Here is a 19827-nt window from a genome sequence, read left to right as displayed (position 1 = left end):
TCGCAATGACCAATCTTGAGAGATACAACAAAATTTTTATGGATGTTTTCAGGAAAAAGGAGGAGGAGTTAAAGGGACTTAAATACAGAGGCTTTGATCTCTGGGATTCCATCGGCCATATGGATCTTGTGGCCGAGCTGGAAGAGGCGTTTGAAATCAGACTGGAGACGTCGGATATGCTGGATTTGACATCTTACGAAAAAGGTATGGAGGTACTGGCAGGATACGGCGTTGTTTTTGAGGGGGCCGAAAAAGCATGAATTATCAGGCAGTGCTCGACATGCCGCCGTTCGGGGTGGCACAGGCCGAAAAAGAGCGTAGGCTTCTGCCTTATTTGAGCCTTCTGACGGAGCGGCACAGGGAAAAGTGCCGGGAGTATGCAGGGATTCTGAACGTACTGGGATATGGCAGGGAAAAGGCCGGGGAGATTAAAAAACTGGAAGATCTTCCAATGATACCTGTCTCTGTATTCAAGGAAAGCGGGCTCAGAAGTATCTCCGACAGTGAGGTTTTCAGTACGCTCCGGTCCTCAGGAACTACAGGACAGCGGCCTTCCGTGATTTCGTTGGATCGCATGACCGCGTCGGATCAACAGAGAACTCTTTCGGCTGTTGTGGGAGACTTTGTGGGCAGCAGGCGGATGCCGATGCTGATCATTGATTCACCCGACGTACTGAAGGACAGGAATCTGTACTCGGCCAGAGGAGCTGGAATTGCGGGCTTTTCCGTTTTCGGGCTCGGGAGAAAGTATGCCCTGAACAGTGATATGAGCCTGAATCTGGAGACCATTGAAGCGTTTTTAGAGCAAAACAGGGGCGAAAGAATTCTTCTATTCGGATTTACCTATCTTGTATGGACCTGCTTCTGTCTGGCCCTGAGGGAAAGGGGGATCCGCCTCGACCTTAATAACGGCTGCCTGATCCATGGAGGCGGCTGGAAGAAGATGAAGGACAAAGCGGTGACGGAGCAGGAATTTCGGGAAACGCTGAGGCGGCAGACCGGTATCCGGCAGGTACACGATTACTATGGGATGGCGGAACAGACGGGGAGTATTTATATGGAGTGCAGGTGCGGCCATCTTCATGCCAGCAGTTACTCGGAGGTTATTACCCGCAGAAGTTATGATTTCTCACCCTGTGAGATTGGTGAGAAGGGAATTCTTCAGGTGATTTCCGCGGCAGCCCAGTCGTATCCGGGCCATTCTCTTCTGACGGAGGATGAGGGAATCATCCTGGGGATTGACGATTGTCCCTGCGGCAGGAAAGGAAAATATTTTAAGGTGACCGGCCGGATAGCCGAGTCGGAAATCAGGGGGTGCAGCGATACATATGAAGGATGAGAGGGAGGAAGGGATCATCAGTGGGAAAGCCGGAGAACAGGTGGAAATTCCATTTTCCAATCAGATCCTGGATTTCCTGGCCGGGCTGTCACGCCGTATCCGGGACGACCGGGAACTGGGAAAGGATGAGGAAATCCGGGCCTTCGGCTTCTGGTGCCGCAGAGCCAATCTGGAACGCTTAAAGGAAACGTACTCAGGAAATGGAGTCCGCCTGGGCAGAGGCCTGGTCTTTCATATCACACCGTCCAACATCCAGACGATGTTTGCCTGGTCCATGGCAATCGGGCTGCTGGCGGGCAATTCCAATATAATCCGTATATCTTCAAGGCTCTCCGGAAACGGGCTGAAGCTGAAGGCGCTGATAGAGGATGCACTGGCATCGTCCGCAGGGAGGGGGACGGTCGGCAATATGGTCCGCTTTGTATCTTACGACAGCCGGGACGGGGAGCAGACGTCATATTTTTCTTCCCGGTGTGATATGAGAATCATCTGGGGCGGGGACAGAACCGTGGAAGAGATACGGAAGTTTCCTCTGAAGGCCGGAGCCGGTGAAATCGCGTTTCCCGACCGTACCTCCATTCTTCTTCTGAATACCATCGAGATTTCGAAACTGGGAGAGGGAGAACTTGAAAACCTGGCCCACAGATTCTGCATGGACACCTATAACATGGATCAGAACGCCTGTTCCAGCCCATCCCTGGTCTTCTGGGAAGACGGGACACAGAAAAACGGCAGGGCGGAGCAGGTGAGGAAACGCTGGTGGCCGGCGGTGGAAAAGGCGGCGGCTGATTACGAGCTTACGGCACATAAAGTGGCCGGGAAGTTTGGCGCCTTATGCACGGCGGCCATGGCGCACAACAATCTGGGGGAGATGTCCCGGTATGGAAATCTCATCTGGGTGGTGCCGGTGAAAAGCATCACGGAAGAAGCATCAGGGCTGAAGGGGAAATTTGGCCTCTTCTATGAATATAGGATTGAAACGCTGGAGGAACTGATTCCTGCAATGACGGAAAAGATCCAGACCATGACTTTTTACGGATATCAGAAAGAGAGACTGCAACGTTTTATCCGGGATAAGCGGCTTCGGGGAATCGACCGCGTGGTTCCGGCAGGACAGGCGCTGGCCATGGATTTGATCTGGGACGGAATGAACCTGATAGAGAGGCTGTCCAGGGAAATCACATAGCCGGGCAGGGAAGGACAGGATGGTATAGTATGTTAGGCACATTTTATGAAGAAAGACAGGAATTAAAAGACAGGCCGATGCTGATGGACGATGAGGGAGGACGGGCATCGTACGGCGATTTAGATGATTTTTGCCGCAGGACGGCAGGCAGGATGAAACGCAGGAGCCTCCTCTTTATCTTATGCGAAAACAGCATTGGCTCCGTATTTTCTTATTTCGCCGCTCTGAGAAACAGCATCGTCCCTTTACTTTTAAACGGCCGTATCATGGATGATGAATCCCAGAGGGAGCTGCTTGAGGGGCTGCTAAAAGAGTACAGGCCGGAGTATTTTGCGCTATCAGATAAGGTTCTTAACAATAATAAAGACTTTTTTAAAGAGGCACAGCCGGTGTGGAGGGAGAGAGGGTATGTCTGCCTGAGCCTGCCGGTCAACAGGGAGCGGCAGGCCGGGGAGCCTCTGCATGAGGAACTGGCCCTGCTTCTGACCACGTCAGGCAGCACGGGGAGTCCGAAACTTGTCAGGCTGAGCTATAAGAATCTGAGTTCCAATGCGGCGTCCATCGCCAGTTATCTGGAACTGAGCCGGTCGGAGCGTCCCATTACCACGCTCCCGATGAATTATACCTATGGCCTGTCCGTAATCAACAGCCATGCATTGGCGGGCGCAACGGTGCTTTTGACGGATAAAACGCTGTTTGACAGGGAATTCTGGGAGTTTGCCGACCGGGAAAAGGCCACCTCGCTTTCCGGGGTTCCTTATACTTATGAGATACTGAAAAAACTCCATTTTACGGACAGTCCCCATCCCTATCTGAAGACAATGACGCAGGCGGGAGGAAAACTGCCGTATGAACTCCACCGCGAATTTGCAGAGTATGCGGCGGAAAACGGAAAAAAATTTATCGTAATGTACGGCCAGACGGAAGCCACGGCAAGAATGGGTTACCTTCCCTGGCAGGATGCGCTTAGCCGCTGCGGCAGTATGGGAATCGCCATTCCGGGCGGTAAATTCAGGCTGCTCGGGGCCGGTGGAAGGGAGATAGAAGAGGCCGGAGTGACGGGAGAGCTGGTTTACGAGGGGAAAAATGTCATGATGGGATATGCAAAGGACAGAAAAGACCTCTCGGAAGGAGATGACTGCGGCGGAATTCTGTTTACCGGCGATATGGCGAAGCGCGATGAAGAGGGATTTTACTATATTGAGGGGAGAAAAAAGCGGTTTTTAAAACTGTTCGGCAACCGGATCAGCCTGGACGGCACGGAACGTCTTTTAAAACAGAACTTCGGAGACTGCGGATTTGCCTGTACCGGGAATGATGAGGGCATGAACATTTTTATGGCTCCGGCCGGGGAAGAAAAACCAGAGAAAGAAGAAATCATTCTTTTTCTGGAGGGTAAAACAAAACTGCCCGGCAGATTATTCCGTGTGGTTATGGTGGAGGAAATACCCAAGAACGAGGCAGGGAAGGTACAGTATAAAAAGCTGGAAGAATTCCTTTAAATCAGGTATGATAGACAGTATAAACAGGCAGTACGGGATTCGGCCTCCACAGTTGTATTCCGGGGCTGGGTCCTGAAACGATGTACCGGAAAAGGAGTGATAAGAATGGATTACGCAGAACAGTTAAGAAAGACCAATGAGACCAATCATTTTATGATTCACAACAACATCACCGCCACCATGCTGACCGGGCAGGAGGCCCAGGTCACCGCGGCCATTACGCCGGTTTCCCTGAATGCGATGGAGAGCGTCCACGGCGGACTCATGTTTATTATGGCCGAGACAGCCGCCGGCCTGTTGACGAGAAACGACGGCCGCCGCCATGTCACGGTGAACAGCTCGTTCCAGTTCCTTAAGGGAACAAACCAGGCTGAAAAATTGATTGCGAAAGCAGTTGTAATGAACCGGGGGAGAAAGATCTGCGTCTGCCGTTCCAGTGTCATGGAACCCGGGCGCGATGTGGTTCTGGCGGAAGGGGAGTTTACGTTTTACTGCCTGGATAATAATTAGTCCGCTTTTGGTGAAAGATTTAAACCGTTGTTGGCAAATTACTGTTTTGAACCGTAGATTACTGTTCCGTTTTACACGATTATTCAGGAAAGTGGTAGAATTAGGGTATAGGAAAATGAGATCACCGTTCTGCCGGCAGAGCAGAGCCAAATTCATGAATGAAAGGTTGAGGGGGAGTTGTAATGAAGTACAGAAAATGGAAACTGTTATTGTCTACGGGGATTTTGTCGCTGTCATTAAACCAGGCGGCCCTCGCCGCGTATTACTGTACGCAGCCGGGGGATGAGTCAAACAGCCAATTGACCGGAGGTACGTTTACGGATACGGAACAGGGCCGCATGTTTACGGGCAGTGACGGACAGGTATACGTGAATCACTGGCTGTACTACGAAAAGACGCGCACCTGGTATTATTTTGACGGCAACGGCATTGCAGTTACCGGTTTTCAGACCGTGGATGGAAAACTCCGCTATTTTAACAAGTTCGGACAGCTCATCAAGAGCCGCATTATCGTCGACGGTAATGTCTATTTTGGGGACTCCAAGACGGGCGAGATCCTGACCAGCTTAAATGGAGGAAATGAGAAAAAGCGCAGTTACAATGGGAAGAAATATGTGTTTGATGAGCATGGTATTGCCCACGGGGAAGACGGCAATTATGATCATGATACGATGCGGAAACTGAATCCGGCGTGGAAGAAAGAGGATAAGAAATGGACCTATGTAGAAAACGGGCAGAAACTCCGTAACGCCTGGCATCAGGATAACGGCATGACGTTTTATTTTGATGAAAATGGGTATATGGTCTATAACACGGTAAAGCAGATCGATGGGAAAGAATACAAATTTACATCCGACGGCGCGCTTTTAACCGCAGGAAAACTGGATCATATAACCATAGACGGCGCCAGATACAGCCTGGGAAGCGACGGCGCCCTGACGCAGACGGAGGCGGCTCCGGTGAAGAGTGACTACGCACTAACCGAGGAACAGCAGACTGCGAACAACAGGACGAATCCCTATAATAATAACCAGACCGTGCAGTGGATCAATGCTACTTATGCAATTATGACCAAGAGCAACGGGGAAAATATCAGGATGTTCGGCGGCCGCGTCAAGCTCGGCGGAATCAAGGAATCGTACCGGGAGATAGACGACTACGACCGGGATAAGATGAGGGAAGGCCTGGTAACCTCCTGGGGCGTCACCGACCGTACGACAGCGGATTCGACGCTTTCCGCCCTGATAGAAAGCGGCAATGCATCCGGATCGGCCTGGGACTACAGCCGGGCGATGTCCAACATAGGCTTTTACTACCGGGCGGAATATTATACCGAAGCTGAGGCTCTCGATAAGTCTCTGGAGCTTGCAAAGGTGATCCAGACAAGATTTTCCTCCTGGGATCAGTTTGTTAACAGTTATCTGGAGGGATACGCAGCCTGGGCCGGGGCAAAGGAAGACAGACGCGCCATTTACGAAGGGTTGAAGTCAAGCGCATTTAATCCGTTTGCAATCGACTGGAACCTGAAACTGGAGAAATCCTGGTAAGAAAAACCCGGTAAGAGTGAGCACAACAAGGACAATCAGGGCATTGGCCGCCCGGTTTGCCGGGAGCGATAACAAAACAGGCGGATAGAAAAAGGGGTGTAAAGTCGGGAATGACAATACACCCTTTTTGTGGGGGCAAAAATAGAACAGACAGCCGGAACGGTGTAGTTACATCATTTCCCCGCGGTAAGCTTCTCTATGGCTTTTTCAAGCCGCCCGCAGCCCTCCACGATATTTTCATAGCTGTTTGCAAAGGACATACGGAGGTATCCTTCCCCTTCCGGTCCGAAGACATCTCCGGGGACAAATGCCAGTTTGGCCTCATTTAACAGATATTCGGCAATTTCGGCGGAGGATTTTCCAAGTTTCTTTATGTTGATAAAGATATAGAAAGCTCCCTTAGGGCGGCGGCAGCTGATCCCCTCGATTTTATTAATGGCATCCACGGCGTAGTCGCGGCGTCTCTGATACTCGCGGACCATCCCGCTCACCTCATCCTTCTCCCCGCGTAGAGCGGCGACGGCCGCCTTTTGTACAAAGGAAGTGGCGCAGGTGGTATTGTGCTGGTGAATCTTATTGAGGACGGCGATCAGGCTTTCCGGGGCGGCGGCATAACCCAGCCTCCAGCCTGTCATGGAATATGCCTTTGAAAAGCCGTTGAGGGTGATAGTGCGCTCCTTCATACCGGGCAGGGACGCGATGCTTATATGTTTTTCGTCATCAAAGATCAGGCGTTCGTAAACTTCATCGGCCAGAACGAGAAGATTGTTGCAGGACGCAATTTCGGCCAGCTCCTTTAACACCTTTTCGGAGAGGACACCGCCGGTGGGATTGTTGGGGCTGATGATGACCAGGGCCTTTGTTTTGGGCGTGATTGCGCCCCGGATTTCGTCCAGATCGATCTGATAGTCATTTTCTTCCCGCAGGTGATAAGACACGGGGACGGCGCCCAGAAGCTTTGGTACATTCATATAGTTGATCCAGACGGGATCCGGAATAAGAATTTCATCCCCCTCATTCAAAATGCTGCAGAGTACGTCGTAGACGGCCTCGGTCAGACCGACGCTCACAAGGATTTCCGAAGCGCTGCAGTCAATCCCGTTTTGGGTGCGGAGCTTTTCCGCGATGGCCTCCCTCAGTTCCGCGATGCCGAAGTTGGAGGTATAGAATACGTCACCTGCATTGATGCTGTCGATACAGGCCTTTTTAATATACTCCGGTGTGTCGAAGTCGGGCCGTCCAATCTCAAAATGGATTACCGGTTCGCCGGCCCGCTCCATGGCGAGCGCCTTTTCATTCATTTTACGGATGCCCGAGGGAGCCAGCCGGTTCATTCGTTCTGCAATCATTTCATTCATATCCATAATCAAATACCCCTTTCCTTTATAAGCGATTTCTGCAATGCCCGCCATACGGCAGGCCACCTGTTCTTCCTTTATTATACCGACAGTAACTCGGACAAATCCAATACAAAAATTTATATGGGTGCATAAGTAAACGGGTATAAAAACGTTTCAAAAAAGACTATGGACAGAAAAAACTATAAGAAAGACAATAAAAGAACGGCTATAAGAGAATGCTTATACATTTATACAAATTCAAGTCTTAGACAGGGATGCGCTCCCGGTGTTATGGTTAAAACAGAGAACGGAAAGAGAGAAAATACCACATCATAAGGAAATCAATTCATATCAGGAGGTAATGTTATGAGGCTTGTAACGATTAAAAAAGACGGCGCGGAAATGGCCGGGATTGTCACGGAACAGGGCGTATATCCAATCATGGAGCTCAATGCCATTCAGGGGACCGCGTGGGAATGCAAAATGTTCGATCTGATTCGGGAGCAGCAGATCCCTCTCCTGACCGCCTGGTACAACCGGGGAGGAAAGGAGAAACTTGAGAGCATGCCGGGCCTGGTTCCGTCCAAAGAGGTTGAATATGGCCCTCTGTACCGCAATCCCCAGCGCATATTCGGAATCGGGTTAAACTATGCGGAGCATGCCGGAGATTTGGGGGAGAATGCGCCGAAGGGGTTCCCGGGCAGCTTCTACAAACCGGCCTCCACAATCATCGGGCCGTATGACAATATCGAGATTCCGGCGCTCCCGGAAGCGGAGAAGACAACGGCGGAAGCCGAGCTGGGCATCATTCTTGGAAAAGACTGCAAATTTATCGAGGAGAGCGACTGGGAAAATTATATTGCCGGTTATACAACGGTTCTCGATATGACGGAGGAGTCCATCATCCGCCAGAATCCCCGGTTTCTCACGATATCCAAAGGATTTGACACCTTTTTCAGCTTTGGTCCCCAGCTCGTGACGCCCGACGAGGTGCCGGACGTGCTGAAACTGAGGGTGCAGACCGTACATAACGGCAGAGTCCACGCTGAAAATGTGGTAAACAACATGACCCACAAACCGTCCCGCCTCGTCTCACTGGTTTCCCATCTTCAGGGATGGAAGGCGGGAGACGTCCTTTCCACGGGAACCCCAAGGGCGGTCCAGATAGAAGACGGAGATGTGGCGGAATGCCGGATTGACGGTCCGGACGGCTTTGCCATGGAGCCGCTTAAAAATCCCGTAGTGGATTTAAAGAAAAAAACAGGAAGATAAACAGCACAGGATAAATGGAAAGGAGATAATATTATGGACTTGGGATTAAAAGATAAGGTGGCCATTGTCTGTGCATCCAGTTCGGGGCTGGGCAAGGCGATCGCCACGGAACTTTGCCATGAGGGCGCCAGAGTTATGCTGTTTTCCCCATTCGAGGAGCAGCTTAAAGAAGCTCAGGCGGAGATAGAAGAGAAGACCGGCAACAGGCCGGAGTATTTTACCGGAGATATTACAAAGGCGGAGGATATCAGGAAACTGGTGGAGACCACAACCGTAAAACTCGGCCCGGTTTACGCCCTGATGAACAACACCGGAGGCCCGGCCCCGGGGCCGTTTGACAAGTTCGGCGATGAAGACTGGCAGTATGCATTTGAACTGTGCCTTCTTTCCTATGTCCGTCTTGTGCGGGAGTGCCTGCCGATTATGAGGGCCAACGGCGGAGGAAGAATATTAAATTCCACTTCATCCTCCGTAAAAGCTGTGCTCGACAATCTGATTCTTTCCAACACCTTCCGGATGGGGGTAGTGGGGCTTGCAAAGACCCTGTCCCAGGAACTGGGAGGGGACGGCATCCTGGTCAATGTGATTGGGCCGGGAAGAATTGGTACGGCAAGGATTGATCAACTGGATCGGGTCCGGGCCGAAAAAGCCGGGAAGACCGTGAAAGAGATACAGGAGTCCGCATTTGCCAATATTCCCCTGAGCCGCTATGGGAAGCCGGAGGAATACGGCAAGCTGGCCGCTTTCCTTCTGGCGCCCTCCAATACTTACATTACAGGCCAGACTGTGCTTGTAGATGGCGGTCTTGTCAAGGCAATCTAAAATAAGAAACACGAAGCGCGTTACCATTCACAGTCCTGCTTAAAACGCAGTTCTATGAACAGTAGCACGCTGCGCGATGCACAGAAACGGCAAAAATCACCGTTTCGCGCTGCTATCCTCGGGTTTGACCCAAGGAGCCCACTGTCTGTGACTTCCGCGACGCTTCACTCACAAAAAACACCTCGCGGGATATCGGCTGTAAATAGTAACTGAAGCGCTTCTAATACTGGGCCGCCCGTCTCCGGGACAGCACCGTTCTTGTTCACGGTAACCTGTCGCGGGGACGGGCGGCTCAGCCAATTATAATTATTCCCTATCCTGCCTGCCGGTCTTACAGCGGCGTTCTCACGGATTCACCCCTTCCAGCATCACGAATTTCATAAAATCTTCCGTCAGCACGGACGGAGCGGGCAGTTTCTTAAACGACAGCCAGATTTCACGTTCCGCCATCTCGTCTCCCAGCTTATAATAGTTCAGCTTTCCACTCTCCTCCGTATAATCGAGAAGCGTATTCCGGAAAAATGTAATCCCCTGTCCGTTGTTTGCAATATTGTAGGCCGTCAGCATCTGGTCGAGGAAGAGGCTGGCCTTTGGCTCAAAACCGGCATGGCGGCACAGTTCCATGGCTCTCCTGTACATATCATGCTGCTTTTTCAGAAGGAGGAACGGTTCGTCCTTCAGCAGAGACAGGTCGGCGGCAGGAATGCTTTTATCTAGAAAACTCAGATCCCGTATCTGGGAACTGGTGATCCGGTACGGTTCCAGCTTTTTATTTACCTCAAAGAGGGCGGGTACGGCGAGAAGGATATATTCTTTGCCGAGGGAGACGGACTCAAAGGTCTGCTGATCCAGGGATTCCACATCCACAATCAGATCCAGTTCCCCCGATTTCAGCCTTTCCTCCATCTCCGTGATGCCTGTTTCAATCAGATTGATGGTACAGTCGGGATTGTGCCGCTGATAGCGTTTGATTATGCCGGGGAGGACATAGGTGCAGAAATAAGCGGAGCTTCCGAGATTCAGCGTGCCGCTCCTGATTCCCGCCTCTGAGGCGAAATACAGTTCAATCCGTTCTTCAATAGCTGCGATTTCTCCGGCGGCCGCGATATAAAATTCTCCGGCCGGAGTGAGGGTGACGGGAGTGACGCTTCGGTTAAACAGGGGAACGCCGTAAAGCTCGGACTCCAGTTTTTTAATCGAGGCGCTCAGGGCAGGCTGGGAAATAAAGAGCTTCTGGGCGGCCTTTGAAAAGCTGCCTTCCTGCCAGACCGTATAGACATATTCGTAGTTGCGGTTTTTCATGGGGCTACCTCCTGCCAGCTCGATTTCAAATCTGAGTTTTATTATAAAGTGAAATCGTCAAAAATGCAATCGGACAGAGGCAAAGGGAGGCCGGGACACGGTGTTTTTGTTACGGTCACAGGCAGAGAGACAGGCAAATCATAAGTGTCCGCTATTGGGGAGAAATCACAGTATCACAATCCCTTTATGCCATGATTTGCCTGGCTTCGGCCAGAGATTTTCCAAGGCGTATCATCTCCGTCATTTTCGCTTCCTTTGCTGCGATTTTTTTTGCGGCCTCAAGGACGGGCTTTAATTGTTCCGCCGGAACTGCAACGGCGCCGGTCCGATCGATCAGGATTAGGTCGCCAGGCATGATCTGTACATTCCCGATCGAGACAGGGACATTGACGCCGTCTGTCTCGATATCGTAAGCGCTTTTGACGGGAGAGGTTCCGCCGCAGAGAACGGGGAAGTTCAGTCCGGCGATCTCCTCGGCATCTCTCAGACAGCCGTTTGTAATCTCGCCGGTCACTCCGCGCATCTGTGCCCGCAGGGCCAGAATAGCCCCTCCGGTGCAAACGTCCGTGATATCTCCCATATCGATGACAAGCAGATCACCTGCCTGTGTCTGAGTGTCGATGACCGCTCCCTGGCGGGCCAGATTTTTACCGTCCCAGGGAGTGCGCCTGCGTATCTGCCGGATGGTAAAGGCAAAGCCCGCTGCCGGGGGCTGATTTGCATTCAAAGCGGAGAGTCCCAGAATGGCGCCTCTGGCGAGCCCGAGGCTGTCCATTGCATCGGAAATATTGCCGGTGGGAAATTGAATATAAGAGTCAATCCAGTATTTTTTTTCTTCTAATGTCATATAAAAGGTTCCTCCTTAAAGCAGGCTGCAAAGCACGTCCAGCCGGCCTGCCTTGTCAAGGTTCATGATTTCGCGGTGAATGGCCTCTGTCTTTTCGGAACCAAGTCTCGGATTCAGGATTTCTCCGTATTTTTCAAAGACCTCTTTTTCGGATTCGTCCAGATTCAGCTCATGGCCCAGCAGATAGGTGGAATTCGAGAATTTCCGCCCGTCCTTTAAAAGGATCGTGGCCCTGCCTCCCCGTGACGGTGTGAATTCATCATTGGGGATCATCTCCATCCGGTCGAGCAGATGCAAAACATCGGGATTTTGGACCGCCTCGTCGGTGAAGGTCTCCATCGTCACCCGGCCGAATACAATCTGGGCGGCTGCCGTGAACGGAATACTGAATTTGCCCTCCAAACCCGTCTTCGGATGGGTGATACCCACCAGGCGGATGGCGCGGGGGTACGGTTCAAAGATTATTTTCTCGATTTCTTCCGGTTTGCTCTGATGTTCCGCGACTATTTTTTTACAGTTGATAATGCCGCTGTGGGTTGGGGCTCCGCAGGGGTACCGTTTAAAGCGCAGCTCATGGATTCCCAAAGGCCCGGACAGCCGTTCCATCATTTTTTCCGCGGATGCATTGGCAGACAGACTGATTAAAAAATCGGTGTCGAAAAGGTCGGCCCTGCCGGTAAATCCCTTCTTTGCAAGCAGAGCCGCCATAAGGCCGTTCTTAGCCGCCATTCCGGCCGCCATCGGCTTTGCCATGGTGCCGAAGTTAAGCTGGATGCCGCTCATGAGGCCTGCCGAGATTCCGAAGGCATTGCACATCTGTTCCGGCGTCAGTTTAAGGATTGCGCCCGCGGCAGCGGCTGCGCCGAAGATTCCGATCGTGCCCGTGGCATGAAAACGTCCGATATTATAATGTTCCGGCATGATGGCGGCGGAGACAGCCACCATCATCTGCATCCCGTTTATGGAACCGTTTATCAGTTCCATCCCGGTGGCTCCGGTTATTTGTGCGGCCGCCAGAGCCGCAGGAAATACGGGGGATGACAAGTGGAGGGAAAGGAAATCATGGATATCGTCAAAGTCGATGGCATGGGACAGAGTTCCGTTGATCAGGGCGGCGTAAAGCGGGGAAGTCCGTTTATTCTGTCCAATCAGGATACAGTCTCCCGAGGCACGTTCCTCACCAGCCATATCCATCAGAAGACCGGCGGATTTTTCTTTGCAGCCGGAGACGGCGGCGGCCAGCCAGTCTAAGAAGGAGAGCTTTGTCATACGGACGTCCTTTTCAGTCAGCTGCGCGGTATGATCGCAGACGGCATATTCCGCCATCCGCAGAGTACAGAACTTGTCTTTTTCTATTTTTTCTTCCATTAAAAGACTCCTTTTATGGTAATGATGACGGTACTCCATGCAAAGGAAGGCACCGAATCGTTCAGTTACATTTATGAATACAGTCCCCGGTATATTTGAAGGACATGTCCATAATCAAGCGGCACAAAATTATTGTTCATCAGCCTGGTCTGTCCGGTGATTACCTCATCCGCCCAGCGTGCAAGCATATCGTGATCCGCTCCATATTCTTTCAGTGTTTTACAGCTTAAGATTCTGGAAAGCAGTTCGAACATTCTGTCAAATGCCTCCGAAGCCGGACAGTCGAGGATACGGCCGATTTCCTCCTCGAGAAGACGGATAGCCCCGTCGCGGCGGATGCTTAAGTATTCGCGGATAACCCCGGCAAAGACCGCATAATTGGCCTCGCCGTGGGGGACGTGGAAGGTGCCGCTTAATGGATAGCTCATGGCATGCACGGCGCCGCATCCGGCGGTTCCAAAGGCAAGCCCGGCAAAGCCCGAGGCGGTGAGAAAATCACCCAGCAGCGGAAGTCTTGCATCGGGACCCTCCTCTGCGATTTTCAGATATCCGTTCAGAATCATTTGAACCGCCCGGTATCCGAACAGTCTGGTGTAGTCCGTAGCCTTCGGGGACAGGCTGGATTCCACCGCATGGATCAGCGCGTCGACGGAACTGGTAGCAAAAACCTGATAGGGCAGTTTTTCCAGCAGTTCCGGAACCATTACCGCCTTGTCGGCATACAGCGCGTCGCCTGCAAGTCCGATTTTCGTATTTTTTTCCGGAAAGGCAAGAATGGAGATATTCGTCATTTCGGATCCGGTTCCACAGGTGGTGGGAACGAGGATCAGTTCCTTGTCCCTGACGACGGGCAGCTCCCCGGCGTAGAGTTTTTCGATGGGAGAGGTATGTTTGAGAGCCAGTATTTTGGAGATGTCGAGGACGGTGCCTCCGCCGATTCCAATTATTCGGCGTGGAGGCGTCATTTTCCGGATATCGGAGATCATGGCCTCCACCATCCCGTCGCTCGGCTCGCCGAAGCCGTATTTTTCCTGATAGATGACGTTACAGGGGAGCGCCAGCGCCCCCAAAAAAGGCTGATAGATAAATTCATTGGTGATAACCAGATCGCCCTCGCCAAGAGAAAATGTCTCCGCAAAAGAACGGACATTTTCAAAACGGTGAAGTTCCGGCTTAAAAATGATCTGCAGCATTGGTAAGGCTCCTTTCGTCAGATGATGTATCGCTGCCGTTTACACTGTGTGCAGCATTATTCCGTGTCTTTTTCCTGGAAAAATTCATCCAGCGTCAGCATGGCCATGCGGAATGACGGAAATCCGCCCATTGTGAGGACCTGCTCCACCGTAGCCAGGATTTCGCGTTTTGTCGCGCCGAACTGATGGGCCAGTCTGGCATGGGCCAGAATGACCGGCTCCTGTTTCAGGATGCATGCCATAGCCACGTTGATCAGTTCACGGTATTTGCGTTCCAGGGAAGCGTTGTCGTTTACGAGATAGGTGCGCCATTCCGTAATGCGGTTGTTGAGTTCAGGGTCCAGTTCCCCGAGGATGGTCCAGTGATTGCGGTTTGCCATGATAAAAACCTCCTTTAAATTCAGTATTTCTATTTTCTGATTGATGGTTCACCCGGGAAACCGGCGCTGTGACTGTCTGACGGTGAAACAGGCTCTCCGGAAAAAATCCAGGGAGCCTGTTTCACCGCGACTGTCCGCCCGTCTCTCCGTCTAAGGCCATTTTAAAGGAGTATACCGTGGTTGTAAAATATGGAATATTGATAAAACCATAGGAAATGCCTATATGAAATCAAATTGCCGAGCGTCATGCAGGCAAATTATCATCTTGTGGACTGGGCAAGGATTTCCTTAATCAGGGCATCCACGGCAATATCCGGCTTTCTCTTTCTGTTTGTCAGGACGCCGAAGTGGATTTCCGATGCATCTGTTATTTCCAGAGGGAAAATGGCTCCCGTTTTGACATAGATATCGCCCAGCAGCGAGATGTCGGGACCGAATCCCACCGCTTCCGTCTGCATGACAAAATGTTTGATGGATTCCGGATTGTGGGTGGTTGAAAGGATATTGGGGGCGCCGTACTGGCTGATCTGTTCCAGACAGTAGCGGTGCAGGGCAAAATCATTCCCATACAGGAACAACTGGAACGGCAGCAGCTCCTTGAATGTGATTTTCTTACGGCCGGCCAGCATGGACTGGGCGCCGACGTAGGCCATCAGCTTTCCGTCGAACAGGGACTGGAAAAGCAGCTGGTTTTCCTTTTCGAGATGTTTCTTTCCATGGAGAGCGATCAGACCCAGGTTTACTTCGCCTTTGAGGCAGTCTTTCACTGTCTTTTCCGTGCCCTGCTCACAGATGCGGATGGAGACATTGGGGAAGATACGGCGGTAGTCTGAAATGACCCGGGGCAGCAGGACCGAACTTAAGCTGGGAATCACGCCGATGGTGACCGTGGTGGTGAGCTGGCTGTAATCGCTGGCGGAAAGTTTTTCTATCTCACCGACTTCTTTAAGAACCTCCCTGGCATGGGCAATGACCTGAAGGCCGATCTGGGTCGGCACCGCCCCTGTCCTGTAACGGTTGAAAAGGGTGAGGTTCAGCTCCTTTTCCAGGGCGGTGACCGCCTGGCTGATGCTGGGCTGGGCGATAAAAAGACGCTCGCTGGCCAGCGTAAACGAACCCGTGTCCGCAATCTCTATAATGTACCTTAACTGTTCCAAACGCATTGTTGTTTTCCTCCTGAAGCAGGGAAAAAGTGGAAGAATTATCCACCATACCCCTCCTAAACCTGATCTATAATGTATCTGCAACGTAAAAACGTATTTCTAACATAAAACATATCCGTAACGTAAGAATGCATCTATCACGTAATAACCTAACTATAACGTATTGTGAAAGGAAAATGCAAGGAAAATTTAACTTTAAGATAGGCATTGCCTATATCTGTATATAAATTAGGTATTTTACACAATTAGGGTTAAGAGATATACTATAGTCAGTCAATGAGACGGTATTACCGAATATCCGGAGATTCGCATACCGCATTGGTAGGTATAAACTGAAAACGAGAGAAAGAAAAAAAGAATAACATCACGAAGGAGAAAACACTATGACTTCCCTTATCACAGCACCATCACTATGGGCACTTGTGCCTATGATACTTTTCCTGGTTCTGACACTGCGGGGTAAAAACTATACGCTCAGTGTCGGGATCGCAGCCATACTCGGCTGTATCCTGATGGGACAGGGGCCCGCGGAATTTGCAGGCATTCTGGTAGACAACCTGGGCGGGACCCTTGGCCAGGTCGGCCTCATCATCATGTTCGGCAGCGGTCTCGGCCTTGTCATGGATGCCGCCGGAATCAACGAGGTAATTGTAAACTTTGTAGTAAAGAAAATCGGTGTCAACAGCGAGCGAAAAGGAATGTTTGCCTGCTACCTGGTTTCTCTTATTATGGTGGTCCTGATTGGAACGCTGAACGGCGGGAATGCCGTGGTGGCGCCAATCATTCTTCCCATCGTGGCAGCAGCGGGGCTGACGCCGACAACCGTCTGCTTCCTGATGTTTAATGCCGGGCTTGTGGGGGTTACAATCGGACCGTTCTGTTCCGCAGTGGCGGCGGCGCTGGGCGTCAGCGGCCTGAGCTACCAGGACTACATGCTTTACTCGGCAATCCCCTATTCACTTGTATGGAGTCTCGTCAGCTTTGTCATTGCCATCAGAATCCAGAAGAAGACAAAGACGCAGGGAGAAAAATATGAGGCGGTGGAGATTCCGGCACAGTTCCACGCAACCGCCCGCCAGCGCAATGCCTGTATCGGTTTCCTCACCGCCTTCATTGTCTGCCTTATTTACGGATTGATTGCCGGCAGCACAATGAAATATGTCATGTTTGTCATTCTGTTCCTCAGCGCTGTCGTGGGCTGCTTTATTAAACAGCCGTATGATAAAACGATTGCACTGTTCGGCAGGGGCATGGGAAAGATGGGCGGCATGTTCCTTTCCTTCCTCCTGACCGGCGTCATGATTGATACAATCAGCCTGGGAGGAGGCTGGGAGGCGCTGTCCGGCCTGATTCTCCACATCATAGGCTCCAATGGCAAATACCTGTTGATGGTGATTGCATCCTTTGTAGGAGGATTCGGCGTGGAGGGCGCTGTGGTGACACAGATGCAGATTATCCAGAGCGCGTTCTGGGATATCGCTTCCAATATGGGTATTCCGATGACCGCATGGTCCATCGTACTGATTGCAGCCGTGCGCATTACCTCCATCGTTTATCCGTCGGCCAACTATGCGGCACATCTCGGCTTTGCCAGAAGTGAGAACATGAAAACCCTGCTGGTGGCGGGATGGATTACGGCGGCCATCATGATGGCATTCGTGCCTGTCTGGGGATTCGTAGTGATGAATTTCCTCTCATAACGGATATTACATAAGTCCCCTATTATTTTCTTAAAACAACGAAAAGCACGCTTCACGAACTTTTCATTGCCGCTCAATTAAAGAAGAGGCGGTGCATCTTTCCGGTGCACGGCCTCTTCCGGTATGTGTGGAAGTGGAATGAGACGGCCGGTATCGGGTTAACGGCCTGAAGCTGCGGCACCCAAAGCCAACTGGGATTTAAAAACGAGTCCGGCGATGACAGCGGCGAGGATATGGCTGATTAAAACGGCGGCCCATATTCCGGGAAGCCCGAACCCCGCATAGGAGAAAAACCATGACATCGGCATACGGACAATCATGTAATATAAGACCATGCATATCATGCTTTTTAAGGGTTTTCCCATTCCGTTGACGGCGCCTAAAAAGCAGTTTGTAACGGTATTTAAAACATAGCCAATCCCGACAATCATAAAATAGCCTCCGACGATCTCCGAAACGGAGGGGCTGTTGACAAACAGGGCCGACAGACTGCGTGAGAAACAGACAATAATCATGGATAGGACAACCAACAGCCCGCCGCCGAAGAAAAGTGCGGTTTTCAGATAATCTATTGCGCGGTCAGTGCGCCTGCCGCCGGTACATTGGCCGACAATCGTTGTTAAAACCATGTTGAGCGCCATAGCGGGATAGAAGAGAATCGTCTCCAGTTTGCCGGTAATGCCATAAGCTGCCAGCGCGGTGATGCCGTATCCGCTGACAAGCGTGGTTAAAAAGCCGGTGCTGAAGGCCGGGATGCTCTGTTGAAAAGCAGCCGGAATCCCTTTTGAAAAGTAGGGGGCAATATACTCTTTCCGAAACGCGGACAGGCGGAAGGCAAACAGCTTTTTGCGGAACAGGTAAACGAGCATTGCCAGCAGGCAGACGCTCTGCGACAGTATCGTCGCAATAGCTGCGCCTGAGAATCCCAGAAAATGGATGAAGATCGGATCGAGTATGGCATTCAGCACGGTGCAGAGCAGCATGGCCGCTGCCTGAAAAACTGAATTGCCGAAGCTCCTGAGTACGGCGGTGAAATAGCAGTACAGATAAACCGCCAGATAGCCCAGGAGATAGATTGCCAGATAATCATAGGCCATCTGAAACGTTTCCGCCGGAGTTTTTAAGAAGAGTAAGAGCGGTTTCAGGGACAGTTCGAGTCCGGCTGTGATAAACAGTGAAAGAAACACGGAGATAATGAGCGATGTGGCAATCATATTTTCCGTCTGTTCCTGTTCTTTGGCGCCGATTGAATGGGAGAGCAGAATCGCGGTTCCGTTTGTAATGCCCATTGCAAATGAATTTAAAATCAGGATAATGGGAGTTGAGTTGGTCAGCGCTGCATATGCCGTTTCTCCGAGAAGGTTTCCAATCCACAGGCTGTCGACCAGATTGTATGCCATGTTCAGAAACATTGCAGCCAGCATGGGAAGAGCCATTGCCAGTAAGCAGCGCCGTGTGCTGCCGCTAATAAAATCGATTTGTGTCTTCATATAGTGACTCCTTTCTTGGTAATGAATGAATATTATTCATTTAAACTGCTTTTTATATCCCCGCATCATGGCGGGGATATAAAAAGCAGTTTAAATGATTAGTCATTGGATGTAAATAAAATGTCATTAAAAAATTTTTTGATACGTTTGACGCGTTCTTCCCCCGGAATCTCCGTCTGCATCAGCATGCCGAGTTGGCCATATACGAAAAAAGAAGCGGCAGTCAGGGTGTCTTCAAGATGCACCTCACCGCACTCATTCGCCAGGTCGAACTGAGCCTGGACAATGGGAAGCAGTTTGGCACAGACGGCCATGGAAAGCTGGTTGTGTATCTTTTTTCCCTCCGGTCCGTGACAGAGTTTATAAGTATAATTGTCATTTTTCTCCGCATCCAGGAAGGTTGGCATCCTGGTAATCAATTCCTTAAGTGTTATTTCACCCTGGTTTAAAATGGAGGCCATCCGGTCTGCCAGAGTCTGTGCATACTGGTCGATAGCCGTGTCAAACAGTGCTTCCTTAGAGGGAAAGTAGCGGTAGCAGAGTCCCTGCGCCACATTCATCTCTTTTGCAATATCGGATATTGAAGTTTTTTCATATCCTTTTTCATAGAATAACCGGGTTGCAGTTTCTAATATCTCCTGCCTTCGTTCCTCTGGTTCCTTTGTGATACGAGGCATATATCCACCTCCTTTAAGCCCAGGTTAAGAATAGCACAAATGATACCGTCTGTCAATGAACCATATTCATTCAAACTTTATTTGAAACTGTGAGAGAGGCAATATCCCTTCGGAACCGCAGTGGACGGGGAGGAAAATATGTGCTAGAATTCGTATAAGGAATACTGGAAAATATAGTTACAACGGTGG

General features: G+C 50.9%; 18 protein-coding genes. 9 read left to right on the top strand and 9 right to left on the bottom strand.

Going from position 1 to position 19827, the window contains the following annotated elements; all coding sequences use genetic code 11:
* Positions 1-5 precede the first annotated feature (5 nt).
* The 6 genes from V3C10_15950 (at position 6) to V3C10_15925 (ending at position 6084) form a co-directional block, all read left to right on the top strand.
* A complete protein-coding gene (locus tag V3C10_15950; GenBank protein ID WVP60796.1) occupies positions 6-260 on the top strand; it encodes an acyl carrier protein in 255 nt (84 codons plus the stop codon).
* Positions 257-1339: an acyl-protein synthetase gene (locus V3C10_15945; GenBank protein ID WVP60795.1), complete on the top strand. Its 1083-nt coding sequence runs from the start codon at positions 257-259 to the stop codon at positions 1337-1339. The genes V3C10_15950 and V3C10_15945 overlap by 4 nt, the downstream gene beginning before the upstream one ends.
* The gene (locus V3C10_15940) at positions 1329-2525 is read left to right on the top strand and encodes an acyl-CoA reductase (GenBank protein ID WVP60794.1); all 1197 of its coding nucleotides are present in this window, start codon (positions 1329-1331) and stop codon (positions 2523-2525) included. Before V3C10_15945 ends, V3C10_15940 begins: the two co-directional genes overlap by 11 nt.
* A gap of 29 nt (positions 2526-2554) precedes the next feature.
* A complete protein-coding gene (locus V3C10_15935) occupies positions 2555-4027 on the top strand; it encodes an AMP-binding protein (GenBank protein WVP60793.1) in 1473 nt (490 codons plus the stop codon).
* A 105-nt stretch (positions 4028-4132) separates the two neighbouring features.
* On the top strand, positions 4133-4537 hold the full coding sequence (locus tag V3C10_15930; protein ID WVP60792.1) for a PaaI family thioesterase: 405 nt from the start codon (positions 4133-4135) through the stop codon (positions 4535-4537).
* A gap of 182 nt (positions 4538-4719) precedes the next feature.
* Positions 4720-6084 (top strand): DUF1266 domain-containing protein, encoded by a 1365-nt coding sequence (locus tag V3C10_15925; GenBank protein WVP60791.1) that lies wholly within the window; start codon positions 4720-4722, stop codon positions 6082-6084.
* A 173-nt stretch (positions 6085-6257) separates the two neighbouring features.
* On the opposite strand, the gene V3C10_15920 is transcribed toward V3C10_15925, so the two are convergent.
* Positions 6258-7442 carry a pyridoxal phosphate-dependent aminotransferase gene (locus tag V3C10_15920; protein ID WVP64641.1) on the bottom strand — a complete coding sequence of 395 codons (1185 nt, stop codon included), beginning with the start codon at positions 7440-7442 and terminating at the stop codon, positions 6258-6260.
* 348 nt (positions 7443-7790) lie between these two features.
* Between V3C10_15920 and V3C10_15915 the strand changes: the two genes are divergently transcribed.
* Complete coding sequence (locus V3C10_15915) at positions 7791-8696, top strand: fumarylacetoacetate hydrolase family protein (GenBank protein WVP60790.1); 906 nt, start codon at positions 7791-7793, stop codon at positions 8694-8696.
* A gap of 33 nt (positions 8697-8729) precedes the next feature.
* The gene (locus V3C10_15910) at positions 8730-9518 is read left to right on the top strand and encodes an SDR family oxidoreductase (protein ID WVP60789.1); all 789 of its coding nucleotides are present in this window, start codon (positions 8730-8732) and stop codon (positions 9516-9518) included.
* Positions 9519-9863: 345 nt separating this feature from the next.
* Here V3C10_15910 and V3C10_15905 read toward each other — a convergent pair whose 3' ends face one another.
* The 6 genes from V3C10_15905 to V3C10_15880 all read right to left on the bottom strand — a co-directional run bounded on the left by V3C10_15905 (position 9864) and on the right by V3C10_15880 (position 15771).
* Positions 9864-10820, bottom strand: coding sequence for a LysR family transcriptional regulator (locus V3C10_15905; protein WVP60788.1), 957 nt, complete (start codon positions 10818-10820; stop codon positions 9864-9866).
* Between the two features lie 184 nt (positions 10821-11004).
* Positions 11005-11667 (bottom strand): RraA family protein, encoded by a 663-nt coding sequence (locus V3C10_15900; GenBank protein ID WVP60787.1) that lies wholly within the window; start codon positions 11665-11667, stop codon positions 11005-11007.
* 15 nt (positions 11668-11682) lie between these two features.
* A complete protein-coding gene (locus tag V3C10_15895) occupies positions 11683-13035 on the bottom strand; it encodes an MmgE/PrpD family protein (GenBank protein WVP60786.1) in 1353 nt (450 codons plus the stop codon).
* Positions 13036-13106: 71 nt separating this feature from the next.
* Entirely contained in the window at positions 13107-14228 is a 1122-nt protein-coding gene (locus tag V3C10_15890) for a 4-hydroxybutyrate dehydrogenase (protein ID WVP60785.1), read from the bottom strand.
* Between the two features lie 56 nt (positions 14229-14284).
* Positions 14285-14608, bottom strand: a complete 324-nt coding sequence (locus V3C10_15885; GenBank protein WVP60784.1) for a carboxymuconolactone decarboxylase family protein — start codon at positions 14606-14608, stop codon at positions 14285-14287.
* Positions 14609-14868: 260 nt separating this feature from the next.
* Complete coding sequence (locus V3C10_15880) at positions 14869-15771, bottom strand: LysR family transcriptional regulator (protein WVP60783.1); 903 nt, start codon at positions 15769-15771, stop codon at positions 14869-14871.
* 383 nt (positions 15772-16154) lie between these two features.
* On the opposite strand from V3C10_15880, the gene V3C10_15875 reads away from it, so the two are divergent.
* On the top strand, positions 16155-17471 hold the full coding sequence (locus V3C10_15875) for a hypothetical protein (protein WVP60782.1): 1317 nt from the start codon (positions 16155-16157) through the stop codon (positions 17469-17471).
* Between the two features lie 158 nt (positions 17472-17629).
* Here V3C10_15875 and V3C10_15870 read toward each other — a convergent pair whose 3' ends face one another.
* Positions 17630-18961, bottom strand: a complete 1332-nt coding sequence (locus tag V3C10_15870; GenBank protein WVP60781.1) for an MATE family efflux transporter — start codon at positions 18959-18961, stop codon at positions 17630-17632.
* A gap of 98 nt (positions 18962-19059) precedes the next feature.
* Positions 19060-19638, bottom strand: a complete 579-nt coding sequence (locus V3C10_15865; protein ID WVP60780.1) for a TetR/AcrR family transcriptional regulator — start codon at positions 19636-19638, stop codon at positions 19060-19062.
* Between the last annotated feature and the right edge of the window lie 189 nt (positions 19639-19827).

The sequence above is a fragment of the [Clostridium] symbiosum genome (genome assembly GCA_036419695.1).
Classification (GTDB): Bacteria; Bacillota; Clostridia; order Lachnospirales; family Lachnospiraceae; genus Otoolea; species Otoolea symbiosa_A.
Note: the sequence above shows the minus strand (reverse complement) of the source record. Positions and strands in the feature narration are given on the sequence as shown.